Source organism: Enterococcus phoeniculicola ATCC BAA-412 (assembly GCF_000407505.1).
In the GTDB taxonomy this organism is placed as follows: Bacteria; Bacillota; Bacilli; order Lactobacillales; family Enterococcaceae; genus Enterococcus_K; species Enterococcus_K phoeniculicola.
The window spans coordinates 356,855-376,662 of the sequence record NZ_ASWE01000003.1 but is presented as its reverse complement, the minus strand read 5'-3'; the positions used below and the strand labels follow the sequence as shown (position 1 = coordinate 376,662).

Here is a 19,808-nt window from a genome sequence, read left to right as displayed (position 1 = left end):
TTACTCCTAAATTGACTTCTATAAATTCACTCATCATTTCACTTCACGAAACGCAAATTTTTGCCATGGCTTAATATATGGAAGCAACACTTGATCTTCTTTGACTACTTGTCCAACAACATTAGATTTTCCAGAGTTCTCCATTGGCAACAATGCGAGCTGAAGCTCACCTGCATAATGAGCATATAAAGAAGTTTCTATGATGATATCACCTGTTTTCATATCAGGGGTATGGAATGGTAAAAATTCATGTCCCTTATATTTTACACGGCTTTGGGTTGAACGAATCACAAAATCAGACACGTCTCCACGGTTAAAATGAAATTCTTCTAAAACAATTTTGCGTTCAAGTGTTGGAATCTCTTCATTTAGTTGACAATCTAAGGTCAATTTGTACGGATCAATCTCACTTAATGCCTGTAGTTCTTCTTCTGATGCAAATGAATTAGCGATAATGACATCATCAATTAATTCTGTCGCCCATAGATGCTTAGCTTGTGTAGTGATTGGCCATTCTCGATGCATTTCAAGCGTACAAAGGCCCTCTTCTACAGGCCATGGACCCACTGTTGCAGTTGGTGAATTGATAAATGCAGCTGTATGAATGCCTTTTTCCTTATAAATTTTCGTCGTTTCTATAAAATGTTCATAACTTAGTCCAGTATAACGATGTGGATAAAAGTTGTGACAGCCTAATAGCTTTTCTGCATTTGCCTGATAGCTAAGAATATTCTCTAAATATCTTGTTCCCGCGCTTATGTTCAATTCAATCGCTAATTCCTGTGGATTAAAGGTCATAATTGATTCTTCATTTCCCGTGAACCCCATATCTAAACGAATACCATCTGCACCTATCTCCTTAAAAAAAGATAAGTCATCATAGCTAATATCCAGTGTTCCGAATACTTTTGGGCTAACATCTGCAATAACTTCCATTCCTAATTTTTTTGCATAATGAATCGTCTCTGTAAACTCTCGGACAATTGTTTCTTTTCCTTCATCAACGGATAATAAGCAAGTAAAGACCCGTTTGAAATTATATTTTGCCGCTAATGTGATATATTCCTTAATCTCTGAAACGCTACTGTGATTTGGATATACTGAAATGCCTAATCTTCTCATTTATTTTGCCATCCTTCTTTGAATAAATAATAAGCCCCTTTTGTCGTTGGCTCTGTTTTTTCACACTCCTGTACCTTTACATTGTTATCAGATAAGTAGGTAAAAAACGCTTTTCTAAATAGTTGATTCTTTTCAATCACACTACCATTTATACCTATTGAAATCCTCTTTTGGGGATTTCCCATTTTGTTTATCAGTATAATCGTTTGTTTTGCCAAGTCTTCGGCTGATTTAATAAGAATCCCTCTAGCTAATTCATTTGTTGTGCTTAGCTTTCCAACAACAGCAGCAAGCTTCGAGAATTCTCCTTTATTCAATTGATAGGCTATCTTAACAAGAGAAAGGACATCAGTCACTTGCAGATAGTTCATAATCGATACGCTCAATTCACTGTATGTCTGTCCTGAGTCTTCCTCAAAAAGCACTCGTTGAATGGCTTTTTTTGCAATATCATACGCACTTCCCTCATCTCCTAAAAGATGCCCCCATCCTCCTACACGAAGCCATTGACTCGTTTGATAGCCTAGCACAAGAGAGCCAGTCCCCGAAATGGCAAGGATGCCCTCTTTTCCTTTCAGTATAGATAAATGGGCAAGTTTTCCGTCATTTATTAGCATGATAGGTACTTTAAGAAAGGAAAATTCGGACTCTAATCGTTCCTTTTGTCCACTGCTGTCCACTCCGGCTAACCCGATAACCACTAGTTTGCAGTCTTTTCCACATGCTGAAAAAATCGTTTGAAGTGCTTTTTTTATATTTCTTACAGCTATATCATAATCTACAAGCGGATTCCCAAACCCTGTGATACATTGTTCTAAGGGCTCACCTTCTAAACTGAATGCTGTTGCTTCCGTCTTCGTTCCCCCACTATCTACACCAATAATATAGTTCATTAGTTTGATTCCTTCTTTTTCTCTGCTGGAACAATCCCACGATATTGACCACGTTCAAGCATCAATCGAGTCGTTTCAAAGAAAATAATGGCTAACACGCCACTTACTACATAAAGGATTTGTTTAAAAAACATGGGTAAATTAGGAAATAGAATGCTTGGAATAAGTATGATTAAAAAAACAAGTGCTCCAGTAAGCCAACGGTTAGGCAGCCAATTCTTTTTCTCCAAATAATGAGTCAATAACATTCCTGCCACGACAAATCCAATAATTCCAATAATAAGTAATAATTTCAACATATCACTACTTCCTTTCATAACCATATTTTTTACTGTTGGAATCCAGGCTCTAACTATAATAATTACTTCCAGATTTCCTAAATGCTTAATAGAGGTAGAAAAGGGACCTCCTCCTCTTCTATACTTGAGATTTGCTTGAGTTAACAGCTTCTAAAGTAGGAAGTATCTCTTCCATTTTCAGCGCTGAATACTTCTGTCAAAATCTCTTTTCGTTCATTTCTCAACTAAGACCTATTACCAGCATCGTCCTCAAGTATTGGTCTTGAGAACTTGCTGGTTTTAGGAGGATTATAAAATGCTTAAATAAGGAGGGTATGTTCCTCACTTATGCATTAACAACTTGTTTTTCATTAGAAGCAGCTAGCTCTTCTTCTACCATCTTATTGTCATAAATGCGAACAAATGGGAAGTAGATAGCCATAGCAACAAGGACATTAATCACAACAAGTACAATCATTCTCCAGTCATTTCCTGAAGATAGATAGGCACCAATTGGCGCTGGAAGTGTCCACGCCTGATTACTGATAAATCCGTTTACTAGACCAAATTTCACTGCAAAATAACTAATGGTACTTGTTACTAAAGGTGCCGTGATAAATGGAATGGCTAAGATTGGATTCATGATAATCGGCACACCAAAAATTAACATTTCATTGATGTTAAAAATTCCCGGAATAAGTGAGAAACGTCCCACTTGTTTTAGGAATGTAGAACGACAAAATAGAAGTAAAATACAGATTGAGATAGATACCCCTGCACCACCAATTGTTACTGTCCATTGATAAAACTGTTCTGGCGCAATATAAGGTAATTGAGTAATTGGTGTACCATCTGCAAATGCTGCCGCATTTCCATCCAGCATAACCAGCCACATTGGTCGAACAAGAGAACCAATAATACTCATTCCATGAACACCAGCAGCCCATAATAAGTGGATAAAGAACATTGGTAAAAGAACACCGATAAGATTATTCCCCATAATATCCACTAAAGGAGCAAATAAATCTAAAAGCATTTTATTAATATCTAGTCCAAGAATTACACGAACCACCCAAACAACGGTTAAAATAAATGCACCAGGAATTAGGGCTTCAAAGCTTCGGGCAACTGCTGGCGGCACTTGTTCCGGCATCTTAATTGTAATATTGTGTGTAGTGAATAATCGATACATTTCACTGGCAAAGAGCATTGCTAAAATAGCTGAGAACATTCCTGATCCACCTAAGTAGTTCATTGGCAATACCCAACCAAGACCTTGACCCTCTGGCAACAATTCATCGACATTTACTGGAATTGTCAGCATTAAAAAAGTAGCTAACGAAAGAATACCTCCTGTAATTCCATCTAACTTGTAGGATTTCGTTAAATTATAGCCCATGCTAAACGCACCATAAATCCCTAAAAGTCCCATCGTAATTCTAAACGGAATGGCTAAGTCTGCTGTATAAGGTTTAATCCAGTCAACATATCCCGGAATAGGCAAGTTGGCAATTGTTAAAAATAGTGTCCCAATCATGATCAAAGACAATGTTGAAATAACCCCGTTACGAATTGCTTTCATATGGCGTTGTTCGGCAAATTTAGCCATCGGAGGCATTAACTTTAGTTCAATCCAACTTAAAACTTTACTCATTTCTTTACATCTCCTAATTGATGATTATTTTTGTATCCATAAATGCTTCTTGTAGTTATATACTTATTAGTGCAAATATTTTTTTACTGGTGATACGATTTTTATTGATTCATACTCTCTAGCAATGACCAAGACTTAGTGGTCTTCAACAGATTTTTGAACAAATCCTTGGTTTTCTTCAAGAAGACGCGCTGCTTCTTCATTCGACGTTCCCGTTAATATTCGAACGATTGCTAATTTCACGTGTTGCTGGGAATCTTCAAAATAAAAAGATGCCTTTTCAAATGAAACGCCTGTAGCTTCCATAATGATTCGCTTTGCGCGTTCAACTAATTTCATATTGGTCGGTTGAACATCTACCATTAAATTTTGAAAAACTTTTCCTAATTGGACCATACTTGCTGTTGATATCATATTTAATACTAATTTCTGGGCAGTTCCTGCTTTTAACCGTGTGGAGCCTGTCAACACCTCCGGACCTGCTTCTACTTCAATTGCAAACTCAGCATACTTACTGATCTCTGCCTGTTTGTTACAGGAAAGTGCTCCTGTTTTAGCCCCTAACTTACGGGCAAAGGTTAATCCGCCGATGACATAAGGTGTTCGCCCGCTTGCAGCGATTCCTAATACAAAGTCCTTTTCTGTTAACCCTCGTTCCTTTAAGTCCTCTTCCGCTAAGGTAAGTGAATCCTCCGCTCCTTCAACCGCAACAGTCATTGCCTTTTGACCGCCAGCAATCAATCCTTGAACCATCTCTGGATTAATATTAAATGTAGGGACGCACTCCGCTGCATCAAGCACGCCTAAACGACCACTTGTACCCGCGCCAATATAAAATAATCTCCCTCCTTTTTTCAGGCAATTTGTAACATTAACAATCACTTCCTCAATTGCATCTATTTCTTGTTTGATTGCTTGTATTACTTTGCCGTCTTCTTCATTCATTTTTATTGCAATTTCTCTCACGGATAGCTTGTCTAAATTCATTGTTGATTCATTACGCTTCTCCGTTGCTAGCTTCTCTAACATGCACTCACATCCTAAATGGAATCTCTTACAAAAAAGAGTATACATCTTATGAAATTATATTTCAACTATTAACTCTATTTAAAGAAATATTATTTCAAAAATTTTTAAAAATAAAAGAAACTTATCTGAAATCAACGACTTCTTGCACTCTTTCAACAAGAAATAGAACCGCTCAAAAAACCCTGAAACAAAAGCTTCATCAGCTCAGTGTTTCAGGGTCTTTTATTTATCAGAAATTGGTTCCATCATTTTTCAATGATTGATAATTTGTTAAATAAATCTCATTTTTTTCTAGCAATTTAGCTATTGAAGGATGAGAAAGAGCGGCTGTTTCAAACGCACGAACCTTATCCATTGAGGTATGCTCATAGAGATACTTATCTACGTAAGCAGGATGACACATGATTTCTGTATAGTCCCAGCCGTTCATTTTTATCTCTTTTATTATCCGTTGAATATACATTAAGATTTGTTCATCCCATTGAGCATTTGCTTGATTCATGATTTCCATAATCGTAAAGTCAAAATCTAAAATTAATTGATCAACCTTTTTTATATCTTCCGGTAAATCCAATCCATATCCCCATCTAATGGGTAGTCCATAATCCTTTGCTAGCTTACAAACTAGCCTCGTTGCGTCTTCTTCTTTATGGAAATGATGATGACTGTCCAGATGAGTCGGGACAATTCCCACGCTTAACACGCGTTCAATTTGTAAGCGCAGCTCCTTCTCCATCTCTTTTTCATCAACGATTAACTGTGACGTATTCGTTGGAGATAACGCTGGAAAATTACCAGAGAAATCAATTATTTTTTTGTAGCCTTTTCCTAGTGGTTGACCAAACGTGACATTTAAATGAATTCCTACACCTAGCTTAGGATGACGTTTAGCTATTTCAACTGCCTGCATAAAGCCCGGCGTATTCGCCATTATAGTTGTAGAGGTCACAATTCCCTGCTGGAAACTATCTAAAATGCCATAATTAGTTCCTCGACTATAGCCGAAATCATCTGCATTAACTATTAAATAATGTTTCATTTTAATTGACTTGCCGCATCTTTATCAATAATTAAGGTTAAATTAGGATGCAGCATTAAGAGTGTTGCAGGTACATTCTCATCTACTGGACCATTTAGTAAACGTTCAATAATCGCTGCTTTTTTCGTTCCTGTTGCAATCATAATTAAATGCTTGGCCGCCATCACGCTTCGAGGCCCCATTGTAATATAGTAGTCAGGTACATCCTCTTCCACATTGTTAAACTCTGGTAAAATACGCGCTTTTAATCGGTCGTCATTTTCAACTCGTGAAGTGAGATCACCAAACTTTGTAGTCTGGGGTAGATTCCCACAATAATGGCCATCTGCTCCAACACCAAGGAATAAGACGTCTAAGCCGCCATCCTCTTTTAATCGTTTATCTTGATCTAAATAATTGTGCTGGTCTAATGGATGAATAAATTCATCTGAAATTTCTGCCGGCGTAAAATACAATTTCCGTAATTCAGAAAGGGTTACACCCTCTCTGTCTTCCTTTTTATAAGGAATCTCATCAAAATTGTAATAATGAACATTTGAAAAATAGGGTTTCCCTTTTACTTGAGGTGCAAGAATCTCATAGGTTCCTTTCGGTGATGTTCCTCCTGTAATAGCAAGATTCACTCTTTCTTCTTTGTACATATATCCTAGCAAGTGTTGTGCCGCAATCGCACTCATTTCTTTTTCATCGTTTGCAATAATTAATTTCATCTTTCTTCCTCCTCAAATTTTATGCTAAAACCGTCAAGAGATTTTCTTGACCGCTGACAAGCCCATCTTCTTTATTTGGTAAAACATCTAAATACTCTTGCGTGTTGGTGATAACCATAATCACTATATCGTCATACCCCGCTTGTTTGATTTTCTCTTGATCAAACTGCAGTAGTTCCTCTCCAATCTTTACGCTGTCGCCTTGTTTTACTTTTGGATGGAAAAACTGACCTTTAAGGTTAACTGTATCCATTCCTACGTGAAGAAGCACCTCAACTCCTGTATCCCCAATAATAGAGATTGCATGATTAGTTGGAAAAATGGCAGTGACTTCTCCATTAACAGGTGCGCGCAATATCCCATCACTTGAGGCAATTGCAATTCCTTTTCCCATAATCTCGTTAGCAAAGGTTTTATCCTTTAATACAGACAAAGGTAAGACCGTTCCATTTGCAGGATTTTTAATTTCGACAGTCTGCTTGTTTTCCACTGCAGCAGCTGGTGCTTTCTCTGTTTGTCGTTTCTTATCTTCATTCAAAATAGATGATTTCCCTATATAAATAATAGCCAATGTAATGAGAACAGCGACTGGAATGCCAATAACAATTCCAATAAATCCATTACCAAACGTAGCTGGGATTGTTAGCAAGCTCGACATAACCATCGCGTATTCTGCTGAACCAAAGTACGAGGTAATCGAAGCCGCAATACCTCCTCCTATCATTGTTGCAATCATAACAATTTTATATTTTACAATGACCCCATAAAGTGCAGGCTCAGTCACCCCTAAAAATCCTGAAATTGCAGAACTAAACGAAATATTTTTCATTTTTTTATTTTTTACAACTAGGAAAACACCTAAGGCAGCACTTGCTTGTGCAATAACTGACATATAGTTCATTGCTCCAATTGTGGTATACCCATAGGTAGATATTTGCTGTTGTACAATCGCCCTCATTGCATGATGTGTCCCTGTCAACACGAGAAATGGACGAGTTGCTCCAATAACAAATCCTGAAAGAATTGGTGAAAAATCAAGTAAAACCTGCATTCCTTTTGCCACGTAATCACCAGCATAAAACCCAAGCGGTGCTAATAATGCGAGTTCTACTGGAATCATAATTGCTAATGTAAGCATCGGCGTAAATATAGTACTCAGTAAGTCTGGTATCCGGTCTTTGAAAAAGCGATAAACAAAACTCATAGCAAAAACGGATAAAATGATTGGAATGACTGAAGAACTATAGTCAATGTATGGAATTTGAATGGCTCCTAAAATACGAATAGGTGCACTAGACTCACCTGCTCCTTGAATAATCGATGGATACATGAGAGAGCCAGCCAAAGCAAGTGCCATGTATTCATTTGTTTTAAAACGTTTGGCAGCACTCACCGCCAGTAAGAACGGATAAAAATAGAACATTCCATCTGAAATGATATTGATTACTTCAAAAATTTGACTATCCATTTCCACCCAGCCAAATTGCCAAAACATGAATAAAAATCCTTTAATCATCCCGCCACCAATGATTGGTGGTAAACTAGGAATCAAGATGGCTGAAAGTGTTTCTAATATAGAACTAAACTTCCATTTTTTCTTTTCTTCAGGCATCTCTTCATTTGAAAATGCTCCACCCGTCTGAGAAACCGCTTCTTTATATAGTTTGTCCACTTTTGGACCCACAATTACTTGGAATTGACCCCCACTCGTTTGAACCCCTAAAACATCAGGTAATTTTTCAATAGATTTTATATCGATTTCTTTCTCTTCTTTTACAGTAAATCGTAGTCGAGTCACACAATGCGTCAGTGTTTTAATGTTTTTTTTCCCACCTACACCTGTGATAATTTGATTCACCTCTTCTTGAATATCCATGGACGATCCTCCTTTAACTAGCTTTCCTTCACCAATCGATTAATGTGAAGAGACAAATAAACCAGTTCATTTTCATTTGTTTGAGTATGATAATTTTTTTCTAAATAATTAGCGATTTTTATTGCACAATTATATTCTTTTGCATATTTTGTTTGAACTACTTGAATGAGCTCATTGTCCAAAGAATTCACTGACTGCTCTTTTTTTAATTGACGAATGATATAGTATCTCAAGTGAGAAACGAATCGGGCAAATGAAGTGGTGTTCTGATTAATTTCTATTTGGAAGTGATATTTGATGATGTTTACACTTTGCTGAATGACTTCAATCACATCCTCAGACCCTACGCCACCTGTATAATTCATCTGTGCATTTACAAAATGCATGGCTAAAAACGGGACCTCTTCTTCTGTCAGTTGAATGGACAACTCTTGATTAATGAGTCTTAACGTTTCTTTGGCAACCTCAAGTTCTTTAGGATAATATTGCTTAATTTCCCATGACAAAGGATGGCTTAACAGTATTCCCTCTTCCAGTCGTTTTATCGAAAATACAATATGATCTGATAACGTAACCATTAAATTTTGAGAAAGTTCTTTATCTAATTGATTTTTAGCAAGTTCCAAAACTTTCTGAGCCGTTGTTAAGACATCTAATGGTATTTCTTTTAGAATATCTTCCCAGTAGCTCACTTCACTTTCCATTTGAGGAACAAACGTCTGCTCGATTTTTTTCTCATCAATTGACTCATTGGGATAAACTTTAAACCCTACACCATTTCCCATGACAATAATTTTCTTTCCATTTTCTTCTGCTAATACAACGTTGTTATTAATTCTTCTTAGCACGTGCACGTTATCAGTCACCTTCCTCTCGAGTAGTTATATAAACACACATCCATTTGAAAACAAAAAAAGACCCAAATGAGCCACAACAATTGTGGTCATTTAGGTCATGCCGGCATTTTCCGTAACAAATCCATTTTATGTAAGTGTTTACAAATATAGGATAACACATTTTTTAAAATCGTCAAGTTTTTTTCAAATAAAAAAAAGAAAGAAGGTGGGACATAACTAATTAAGTTATTCCACACCTTTGTAAAATCTTAATAAAGGGTGGGAACAGAAGGAACTCATCTCCACTGCGTTTCGCTCTCAACAACTTCTACGCATGAAACATGCTAGAGTTGAAGGTCTCCACTGCGTTTCGCTCTCAACAACTTCTACGCATGAAACATGCTAGAGTTGAAGGTCTCCACTGCGTTTCGCTCTCAACAACTTCTACGCATGAAACATGCTAGAGTTGAAGGTCTCCACTGCGTTTCGCTCTCAACAACTTCTACGCATGAAACATGCTAGAGTTGAAGGTCTCCACTGCGTTTCGCTCTCAACAACTTCTACGCATGAAACATGCTAGAGTTGAAGGTCTCCACTGCGTTTGTCTCTCAACAACTTCTACGCATGAGACATGCTAGAGTTGAAGGCTTCGAAAATAAGCTGAACACTTCTGTCCCGACCTCCTCCTATCTTTATCGGTTTTATCCCTTTCTCAGTTAAAAATCGTCCATATGCATAAGACATCTGCACCCTCACTTATAAAGTAAAAGACAAACTATCTTTCGCAAGTTCCTCTAAATATCTTGTTAAAATGCTCTTTCTAACAAGGAGGAATTTTTCATCATCTCGACTAGAAAAAAACTATGCTTTTCTCAAAATTTTCTCCATCTTTTTCCCTTTTGCCAGCTCATCAATAAGCTTATCTAAATACCGTATCTTCTGCATAAGTGGATCGTCAATTTCTTCTACCCGTACCCCACAGACTACTCCTTTAATTAGCGGTGCTGCCTCATTCATCTTTGGTGCTTCTGCAAAAAAAGTCGTAAAATCAACAGCACGGTCAATCTGTTGTTTCAAGCTTTCCTCATCATAACCAGTTAACCAGTAAATGATGGTGTCCACTTCTTCTTTTGTTCGCAGTTTTCGCTCTGCTTTTTTGATATATAAAGGATAAACACTCGCAAAACTCATATGAAAGATTTTATGATCTGCCATTTTCGCTCCTCCTCGATTCATTTTTATTCATTGTCGCATGTCTTCTTGAAAAAATATATTTTTTTGCATAGCACATTGCCTCCATAGCAGATAACTTATATTTCTTCTAAAACTGCTTCTTTCTTATTTCGGTAGTTCAATCACAAATACCGTCCCAATATCTAGCTTGCTGTTTACACGAATATGCCCTTTATGAAGCTCAATAATTTTTTGAGATAGCGATAATCCCAAGCCGTTTCCTTCTGTTTTTCGGCTTCTATCTGCTTGATAGAACTTATCAAAAGACTTTTCAGCCTCCGCATCAGTCATCCCTACTCCAGAGTCAACAATTTCTACTAAAAATACAGAAGATTTTTCTTCCAGCTTCACTGAAATATGTCCATTTTCCTTATTGTATTTAATGGCGTTATCCAATATATTTAACCATACCTGATAGAGAAATTCTTCACTTCCATTATAAACAGCATTCGGCAACTCTATGTCTAAACTCAAGTTTCGTCTTTCCCATTTAGGCTGTAAAAACAAAATGACCTCTCGAATTTGTTCGTCTAATCGAAAGTCTGCTTTCTCAATCTCACTATTTTGCGTTTCTAGTTTCGTCAATTTCAAAATATTATCTGACAATGTAGCTAATTGCTGTGTTCCTTCCAAAATCCGCTGATAAAATTCGGCACGTTCTTCTGGTGTCAACTCAGAATCCTGTAAAAGCTGAACATACCCTTGAATAATTGTGATAGGTGTCTTAAATTCATGGGAAACACTGGAAACAAAGTCATTTCTTAATGTCTCTGTACTCCCCAATTCTTTGACCATAATATTAAAATCTGTGTATAGATCACTCACTTCATCTATCGTGTAGACCTGATTCATTTGAATGGAGAAGTCTCCCTGAGTCACCTGATTCATACTTTTTCTAAGCTCTGCAATAGGTTTCAGAATTCTTTTTCCAACAATCGCTGAGACACCTGAGCTGATGATGATACTAAATGCTGAAATAAAGATAAATATTGGAAAAAATCTTTCCTGACCTGATAATAAATTAAACCGTGCAATCAAATAAATAATGAATGTGAAGACGATAAACGTCGTTAAAATAAGCAAAAAAATGATACTCGCTAAATAAATCCAAAGCTTGGAACGTAATTTATTTCTCATACGTAATCACCGCTTTGTAGCCTAACCCTCGAACCGTTACAATCTGAAAGTCCGTATTTTTCTCAAATCGAGTCCGTAAACGTTTAATGTGTACATCAATCGTCCGCTCCTCTGTATCCGTCTCTAATCCCCAAATTGTGTCCATTAACTGCTGTCTGGTAAATATTTTATTGGGATACGACAATAATTTATATAGTAACTGAAACTCTTTTTGCGGGACTACTGTTATCTGTTCATTTTGTGTCACCGTCAGCTCTTCTTGATTTAAGGAAGTGGTGTTTACCACAAGCTCTTGGGCATAGAAACTTTTCGCCCTTCTTAACAGTGCTTCTACTCTTAACACCATTTCTTTCACATCAATTGGCTTCACCATATAGTCATCAATACCTAATTTGAATCCGCGCTTCTTATCTTCAAAGGTATTTTTAGCTGTAATCATCAGAATCGGTGTTTTATTCCCCGTCTCTCTTAACAATTTGGAAAATTCAAATCCATCCATCTCTGGCATCATGACATCCGTAATAATCAAGTCAACATATTGTTTATCTAAAATATCAAACGCTTCTTCACCATTCAAAGCCTCAATTGTTTTAAAATGTGCTTTGTTAAGAACCGAAGCATAGAGTCTTAATAAATGTTTATCGTCTTCAATAATGAGAATTGTATTCATACATTCACCCTCCCGCCTATAGTTTACCATTACATTATGAATCAAACATGAACGAGTTCACATTCAGTTAATAATTCCCTGCTACACTTCAAATTATTATGAAAGATTCACGATTTTTTACAAAAAAATTCATGAAACTTTACATTAATTCATAGATTCTTTCTAAGATAGAAATGAAAGCGGGGGATTTTAATGTTAGAACTAAAAGATATTAAAAAACATTATAAAGTAGGAGAAACAACCACAAAAGCCTTAGATGGTGTTTCTGTTGCCTTTAGAAAACAGGAATTTGTTGCCATTCTTGGACCAAGTGGTTCTGGGAAGACCACTCTGTTGAATGTCATTGGCGGCTTGGATAACTACGATTCTGGCGATATGATTATTAACGGCAAAGGAACCAAAACCTTTAAAGATTCCGATTGGGATGCTTATAGAAATAACTCCGTTGGTTTCGTTTTTCAAAGTTACAACCTAATCAGCCACTTAGGAATCATTGATAATGTTGAACTAGGCATGACGTTAAGTGGTGTCTCTAAAGAAGAAAAACACAAAAAAGCAACTCAAGCACTGGAGCGTGTTGGTCTAAAAGAGCATATGCATAAAAAGCCAAACCAGCTTTCTGGCGGTCAGATGCAAAGGGTAGCTATTGCTCGTGCGTTGGCAAATGACCCTGATATTCTTCTTTGTGATGAACCAACTGGTGCTTTGGATACAGAGACTAGTGTACAAATCATGAAGCTGATTCAAGAGCTTTCCAAAGAAAAACTGGTCGTAATGGTCACCCATAATCCAGAACTAGCCCATCAGTACGCCAATCGAATTATTGAATTTGCAGATGGAAAAATTCAGAATGATTCCAAACCACATATCGAACGACCTAAACCAGATCAATTTAACCTAAAGCATACACGCATGAAGTTTACAACTGCCTTAAAGCTTTCATTCAATAATATCCGAACAAAAAAAGGGAGAACCATCCTAACCTCTTTTGCATCAAGCATAGGAATTATCGGGATTGCTATTGTTCTCGCATTGTCTAATGGATTTCAGGCTCAGATAGATAAAACACAATCAGAAACCATGTCGAAGTTTCCTATCACTATCTCCCAAGTAGCTGCTGAACAAGATATGAATCAAAAAGACGCGTTAGGTGCATCTAAAGGCTCTTATCCTAAAGAAAAAACAGTCACTGCAAAATTAAGTGCGCAGGATAAAGCACAGCACACAAATAAAATTGACCAGAAATATGTCGACTATGTAGAAAATATTGATCCAAAGCTAAGTAATAATATTGGGTTTACCCGTATGGTAGGAATGAATTTGTTACGAGAAGTTGATGGAGAAGTTCAACCAGTCAAATTTTCAAATGATTCACCAGATAGTGCGTCAAGTGCTATGACCTCTGCCATGACTTCCATGACAGGAATCGGTGTTTCTTCTTTTCCAACACAGCTTGAAGAAAATAGCGGAAATTTCTTAAAAGACAACTACTCTCTTTTAGCAGGAAACTATCCCGCTTCTCCAAATGATATTGTCTTGATTGTCGATGGAAATAATAATACAAATATTAATGCATTAAAAAATCTAGGCTTCGATTTAAAAGAAGATGAAAAAATTGATTTTGATAAAATTGTTGGCACGTCGATGAAGCTAATCCCAAATGACAGCTATTACACAGAACTTCCTACAGGAAACTTCATTCCTAATACAGATTATGCATCCATTTATAAGAATGCAGGAAATGAAGAAATTAAGATTTCTGGAATTTTACGTGTAAAATCTTCTTCTACAATGAATCTTTTAGCACCAGGAATTGCTTATAGTGACAAGTTAACAACAAAAATTGTCGATCAAAATAAAGAATCAAAAATTGTGACTGCCCAACAAGGTAGCGACGTAAATGTCATGACCAATGAAAAAATAGATGCTTCATCTAAGAAAGCATTTTTAGCTTCTCTTGGTGGAGAAAGTCTTCCTTACAGCATTATGATTTACCCAAATAATTTTAAAGATAAAGAAGAAATCTTAACGTACCTTGATGATTGGAATAAAGGCAAAGAAAAAGAAGAGACTATCATTTATCAGGATTTAGCTGGGACAATGACAGAACTTACTGGCGGATTAATGGATGCTATTACCTATGTACTCGTTGCTTTTGCTGCTATTTCCTTAGTTACAAGTATGATTATGATTAGTATTATTACGTATACATCTGTCATTGAACGAACCAAAGAAATTGGTGTTTTAAAAGCCTTAGGGGCTCGAAAAAAAGACATCACTCGTGTGTTTGATGCAGAAACATGTATTTTAGGGATTGCTTCTGGAACGCTGGGAGTAGTCATTGCCTGGCTCTCCACCTTCCCAATTAACTATGTGCTATATAACGTGACAGAGTTAAAAAATGTTGCGCAGTTGAATCCTCTACATGCGATTACGTTAATCATCATTAGTACTATTTTAACTATGTTAGGTGGACATATTCCAGCAAGAATGGCTGCGAAAAAAGATGCCGCTATTGCATTACGTGCAGAATAAGTTTTTATAGAAAAACAGGAAAAAGAATCGGCGCAGTTGAAGAAGGTCTTTTTTACAGACCTCCTCAACAAACGCCGATTTTTTTTATTTCACATTTAATATCCACATAAAGCCAATAAATACAAAGAAGAGAATATACATAATTGGGGAGACTTCTTTCCCACGTTTTGCAGCAATCATAGTGATTGGATAGAAAATAAAGCCTAACGCAATCCCGTCAGAAATACTATATGTCAACGGCATCCCCAATAAAATCAAGAAGGATGGAATCGCAATTTCCATTTCACCCCATTTGACGTGGCTGAGTGATTGTGCCATTAAAACACCCACGACAATCAGTGCCGGTGCAGTTACTTGAGACGTCACAACTGATAGTAAAGGAGAAAAGAATAACCCGCAAATAAAGAAGAACCCTGTAGTTACAGCTGTTAGTCCTGAACGACCACCCACCGCAATTCCGGCAGAAGATTCTACATAAGCACCTACAGGAGACGTTCCTAATAAAGATCCTGCTAACATCGCTGTTGAATCAGCAGCTAATGCTTTCCCAACCCGTGGCATCTTGTTATCCTTCATAAAACCTGCTTGGTTCGCTAGCCCAACTAACGTGCCTGCTGTATCAAAAAATGTAACTAACAAGAACGTCAAGACAACGACCCAAAGCTGCAGCGAGTTAATATCCCCGACATGCTTTAAAGCAACCAAAAACGTTGGCTTCAGACTAGGAGCAGCTGAAATAATTTTTTCGGGTGCTTGAATCAAACCTGTTGCAAGTCCTAATAATGTTGTAGCAGCCATTCCGATAAAAATACCACCCGGTGTTCGGCGAATCAAAAGAACTGCTGTAACCGTTAGTCCAAAAATAGTTAACCAAGTAGAGCCAACATTTAATGGGCCTAAGGCAATTAATGTAGAATCATTTGCGACGATGATTCCTCCTTCACTCAATCCTAAAAAGGCAATAAACAACCCGATACCACCTGAAATCGCATATTTCAAGTCTGCAGGAATCGCATCAATAATTAATTCACGTAGCTTAAATACGGTAATTAAAATAAAAATAAGTGAAGCAACGAAAACACCTGCCAAAGCAGTTTCCCAAGGAATGCCCATACCAATACAAACAGAATAAGCAAAAAATGCGTTAATTCCTAATGCAGGAGCAGTTGCGATTGGATATTTAGCAAAAATCCCCATTAATATACAACCCAATGCACTTGCAAGTGCTGTAGCAGTAAACACTGCTCCCTCATCCATGCCAGATGCCCCTAGCACTGTTGGATTTACAAATAAAATATAAGCCATTGAAATAAAGGTAGTGAAGCCAGCTAAAATTTCACGTTTTACCGTCGTATTTAGCTCTTTTAGTTCAAAATATGAACGAACTTTTTCCATTTTCTAAATATCCTCCCTAGTGTTAAACAATCAAAAAATTGTTCGTAAAAAGTGCATTATATAACTAAAACAACGTGTATAATCATATAATAAACAAGACAATAAGTAAATAAAGAAATAAAAAAGAAGAGTAAAGACGAACATTCCCTTTTCAACATACTGCAATCTATTGAACAGCTTTTTTCCTATCCATACAAAATTTCCATAGACAAGCTACTAGAATGAATTATGTACAAATAAAAAGGAGATTGCGACAACCACTGCCGAATCTCCTTTATCATTCTCTTAGTCTATCATTTTCCTGTATTCTCTATCTGTGCTTATTTTTCAGTGCCCTCTTCCTTCTAAAAAAGACTCTCTCGTCCTTCACGTCCATCCGTAGACGAGACCACTATTTTTACAAAACCATTCGCTGAGCTTTTTCAACGATGCTTAACAGAAGAATCAACCTAATTATCCCCTTTTTTCTGCAGTAAAAAGAAAGTTTGTCTCTTTATCTCCTCAAATAATTTTTAGAATCTCCTCATAAACCTCGTCTGCCGTTTTGCAGCCTTCATCCAATCTTTTTTGTCCTTCTTTTCGATATTGTTCTACAAATTCTTCATCCTTAACACCAGAAAGGTTAATCAGCACATTTAGCCAAGCGCCTTGTATCCCTGATTTTAAATTCAATACAGCAACACCCAAGTCACTCGCAGCATTTATATTAGACTTACCTACCGCCTTTTTTGTTTCATTCACAGCTTCAACCATTATACCCATCATTTCAAATGGAACAAGTGTTGCCGTTTTTAATGCAGCTTGCATCGCTTCACGTCGTTTTTCTTTTTCTTCCTCTGTCTGTTTAGGCATAGAAAAGACAGCAGATACCCCTTCAAACGCCTCTGTATCTCTATCAATAATCGCTACAAGCTGCTTGTTGAGTTTCGTCATTTTTTTCAAAATTTCTCTGGATTGGCTATCATATTCTTCATATTTTTTCTTGCCAACTGTTAAATTCATTACCATCATTGTTAATGCTGTCCCCATCGAACCCGCTAATGCAGATGCCGATCCTCCGCCAGGCGCTGGGGCATCCGAGCCCAGTACAGAAATAAATTCTGCCACGTTCATGTCTACTAACTTCATGTTGTTTCCTCCATTACTCTCCTTAATTTAAAAGATGATTTTCCAATACTTGTTTTCCATAATCAAACGCTTCAATTTGAAGATAATATTCTGCAGAGTCAATCAACGCTTTAGCTGGTGTCAATCCAATCACTTCACTACCAATAATATTGACGCCATATCGTTTCGCTTCAAAACGGATTGTCTCAACTACGCGATACAATGGCGTGCCTTCATAATTCACCATGTTCATTGAAACCTGTGCAATGTTTCTGTCCTCCAGCATAACCCCAATCCCTTTGCAATACTTGAATCCGCCACTTGACCCACGGACAATTTTAGCAATTTTGTTTGCAATATCAATATTGTCTGTATCCAAATTCACATTAAATGCTACCAGCGGCATACGAGCACCAACAGCAGTCACCCCTGCAGTAGGATGAATTTTAGCTTCTCCATAATCGGGCGCCCACTCAGGTTGTTTTAGTTTTTCAGTCATTCCTTCAAATTGCCCTTTTCGAATTCGTGCTAAGTTTACTCTATCTGGTTTTTGAGCAGAATCCTCATATAAAAAGATTGGAATTGAAAGCTCGTGATTTATTCTTTCTGCTACGTTCTTTGAAACCTCTACACATTCAGCAACTGTAACATCTTTAATTGGAACAAATGGAACGACATCTGTTGCGCCCATTCGAGGATGTTCTCCATGATGCTTCGTCATATCTATTTTTTCAGAAGCAAATTTAACAAGCTGAAATGCGGCTTCTTGAATCCCCTCTACATCCCCAACAAGAGTAAATACGCTTCGGTTATGACTCGCATCTGAAGAGTAATCTAACAATGTGACCCCAGGAACCCCTTTTGCAACAGTTACAAGTCCTTCGATAATTGCTTGATCTTGTCCTTCACTAAAATTTGGAATACATTCGATAATTTTTGCCATAGTTATCCGTCCTTTCTATTTTTAAGCAAATTTTGTTATAAAGAAAATGATTGTTGGTATGGCGACTACATCCACAAACACAGCACCACAAAGCGGGGCAATGAGAAATGCCTTGGTCGAGCGAACATTATATTTTTCACAAATTGCGCTCATACACACAACGGCAGTTGCAGCAATCCCCATTCCCCAACCAGTAAATCCGCCAGTCATAACTGCTCCGTCATAATTTTTCCCAAGTAGTGGAAAAACAACAAATACAGAAAAAAGTAACAAAACGATAAACTGAATAATTAGAATAATGAATAATGGTCCTGCTAAATCAACAAGTTCCCAAACTTTTAATGTCATAATTGCCATCGTTAAAAAGAAACCTAATCCCACATCCAAAATTAAGTCTGTTACCTTAAAATCCAGCTTGAATAACTCATGCTTATCATTAATATTTCTAAATCCTATAGCCAAAAACATAGCCCCAACATAGTTAGGTAACGCAAAATTCTTAATACCTAATGCTGCTACCCAGTTTGAAATTAAAATTCCACCGAACATAAATACAAAAACAATCGTCAAATGAGCTAAAAATGACTTACTTGTAAACTCGCCTTGTTCAACCTGTTTCCCACCTTCCACAACAACGTCCTCATCTTGAACCTCCGCTTTAATTTTATTTCTTTTGATTAGGAAATCTCCTACAGGCCCACCAGCTAAACTTCCCACAACTAAGCCAAATGTTGCCGCCGCAATTGCTACAGTTGTAGCGCCCGTAACACCTAATTCTTCTGCAACAGGACCAAACGCAGCGGCGTTCCCGTGTCCACCAACTAGAGAAACCGTCCCCGCCATTACACCTAACACTGGGTTAATTCCTAAAACTTTTGCCAATCCTACACCAACCACATTTTGAATAATTGCTAACGCCCAACAAGAACCGAGAAAAACAACCAGAAGACGACCACCATTTTTCAAAAGTTTAAAACTACCACCAAATCCGACACAAGTAAAAAATGCTAGCATAAAAGGAAGTTGAAGCGTTGTATCCATGGTAATCGATAATGTGCCGGATGCTCGTAATCCCCAAACAACGATTGTACAGATAAAACCGCCAATTACAGGAGCAGGAATACATAAACGTTCCAATAACGGGACCTTCTCTCTGATAAAATAACCTAACATCAAAAGACACCCCGCTAAAGCTGCAGTTGCTACCATGTCGATTGTCATCGTTTGAACACCTTCGACTACTTCAATACTCATTTTCTTACCTCGCTTTCTATAAAAACAAATTTTTCCATCCGACTTTATGTGTATTCTACTTCTTTAAAAAGCAACAAAATATAAAGCGCTTACATTT

Annotated in this window: 17 protein-coding genes; 1 reads left to right on the top strand and 16 read right to left on the bottom strand. The window is 37.2% G+C overall.

Annotated elements, in window-relative coordinates; genetic code table 11:
- Positions 1-33: 33 nt before the first annotated feature.
- From I589_RS12445 to I589_RS12390, 12 genes are all read right to left on the bottom strand, one after another.
- Complete coding sequence (locus I589_RS12445; RefSeq protein WP_010768121.1) at positions 34-1,122, bottom strand: DUF871 domain-containing protein; 1,089 nt, start codon at positions 1,120-1,122, stop codon at positions 34-36.
- Positions 1,119-2,015: an N-acetylglucosamine kinase gene (locus tag I589_RS12440; protein ID WP_010768120.1), complete on the bottom strand. Its 897-nt coding sequence runs from the start codon at positions 2,013-2,015 to the stop codon at positions 1,119-1,121. The genes I589_RS12445 and I589_RS12440 overlap by 4 nt, the downstream gene beginning before the upstream one ends.
- Positions 2,015-2,314 (bottom strand): hypothetical protein, encoded by a 300-nt coding sequence (locus I589_RS12435; protein ID WP_010768119.1) that lies wholly within the window; start codon positions 2,312-2,314, stop codon positions 2,015-2,017. The genes I589_RS12440 and I589_RS12435 overlap by 1 nt, the downstream gene beginning before the upstream one ends.
- Positions 2,315-2,639: 325 nt before the next feature.
- Positions 2,640-3,947, bottom strand: a complete 1,308-nt coding sequence (locus I589_RS12430; protein ID WP_010768118.1) for a PTS sugar transporter subunit IIC — start codon at positions 3,945-3,947, stop codon at positions 2,640-2,642.
- 135 nt (positions 3,948-4,082) lie between these two features.
- Complete coding sequence (gene murQ, locus I589_RS12425) at positions 4,083-4,976, bottom strand: N-acetylmuramic acid 6-phosphate etherase (protein WP_010768117.1); 894 nt, start codon at positions 4,974-4,976, stop codon at positions 4,083-4,085.
- 229 nt (positions 4,977-5,205) lie between these two features.
- Entirely contained in the window at positions 5,206-6,015 is an 810-nt protein-coding gene (locus tag I589_RS12420; protein ID WP_010768116.1) for a carbohydrate deacetylase, read from the bottom strand.
- Positions 6,012-6,725, bottom strand: coding sequence for a glucosamine-6-phosphate deaminase (locus I589_RS12415; RefSeq protein ID WP_010768115.1), 714 nt, complete (start codon positions 6,723-6,725; stop codon positions 6,012-6,014). Before I589_RS12415 ends, I589_RS12420 begins: the two co-directional genes overlap by 4 nt.
- Before the next feature lie 19 nt (positions 6,726-6,744).
- Positions 6,745-8,601 (bottom strand): glucose PTS transporter subunit IIA, encoded by a 1,857-nt coding sequence (locus I589_RS12410; protein WP_010768114.1) that lies wholly within the window; start codon positions 8,599-8,601, stop codon positions 6,745-6,747.
- 17 nt (positions 8,602-8,618) lie between these two features.
- The gene (locus I589_RS12405) at positions 8,619-9,467 is read right to left on the bottom strand and encodes a PRD domain-containing protein (protein WP_010768113.1); all 849 of its coding nucleotides are present in this window, start codon (positions 9,465-9,467) and stop codon (positions 8,619-8,621) included.
- 831 nt (positions 9,468-10,298) lie between these two features.
- Positions 10,299-10,652, bottom strand: a complete 354-nt coding sequence (locus tag I589_RS12400; RefSeq protein ID WP_010768112.1) for a DUF2200 domain-containing protein — start codon at positions 10,650-10,652, stop codon at positions 10,299-10,301.
- A gap of 123 nt (positions 10,653-10,775) precedes the next feature.
- Positions 10,776-11,807: a sensor histidine kinase gene (locus I589_RS12395; protein ID WP_034685224.1), complete on the bottom strand. Its 1,032-nt coding sequence runs from the start codon at positions 11,805-11,807 to the stop codon at positions 10,776-10,778.
- On the bottom strand, positions 11,797-12,477 hold the full coding sequence (locus tag I589_RS12390) for a response regulator transcription factor (protein WP_010768110.1): 681 nt from the start codon (positions 12,475-12,477) through the stop codon (positions 11,797-11,799). The genes I589_RS12395 and I589_RS12390 overlap by 11 nt, the downstream gene beginning before the upstream one ends.
- 192 nt (positions 12,478-12,669) lie before the next feature.
- Here I589_RS12390 and I589_RS12385 point away from each other — a divergent pair, with 192 nt between their 5' ends.
- A complete protein-coding gene (locus I589_RS12385) occupies positions 12,670-15,012 on the top strand; it encodes an ABC transporter ATP-binding protein/permease (protein WP_010768109.1) in 2,343 nt (780 codons plus the stop codon).
- A gap of 84 nt (positions 15,013-15,096) precedes the next feature.
- Here the strand turns inward: I589_RS12385 and I589_RS12380 are convergent, their stop codons facing one another.
- The 4 genes from I589_RS12380 to I589_RS12365 all read right to left on the bottom strand — a co-directional run bounded on the left by I589_RS12380 (position 15,097) and on the right by I589_RS12365 (position 19,711).
- On the bottom strand, positions 15,097-16,407 hold the full coding sequence (locus I589_RS12380) for an NCS2 family permease (RefSeq protein WP_010768108.1): 1,311 nt from the start codon (positions 16,405-16,407) through the stop codon (positions 15,097-15,099).
- Between the two features lie 501 nt (positions 16,408-16,908).
- Positions 16,909-17,535, bottom strand: a complete 627-nt coding sequence (locus tag I589_RS12375; RefSeq protein ID WP_010768107.1) for a cyclodeaminase/cyclohydrolase family protein — start codon at positions 17,533-17,535, stop codon at positions 16,909-16,911.
- 22 nt (positions 17,536-17,557) lie between these two features.
- The gene (ftcD, locus tag I589_RS12370; RefSeq protein ID WP_010768106.1) at positions 17,558-18,457 is read right to left on the bottom strand and encodes a glutamate formimidoyltransferase; all 900 of its coding nucleotides are present in this window, start codon (positions 18,455-18,457) and stop codon (positions 17,558-17,560) included.
- A 21-nt stretch (positions 18,458-18,478) separates the two neighbouring features.
- A complete protein-coding gene (locus I589_RS12365) occupies positions 18,479-19,711 on the bottom strand; it encodes a sodium/glutamate symporter (RefSeq protein WP_010768105.1) in 1,233 nt (410 codons plus the stop codon).
- Positions 19,712-19,808 lie beyond the last annotated feature (97 nt).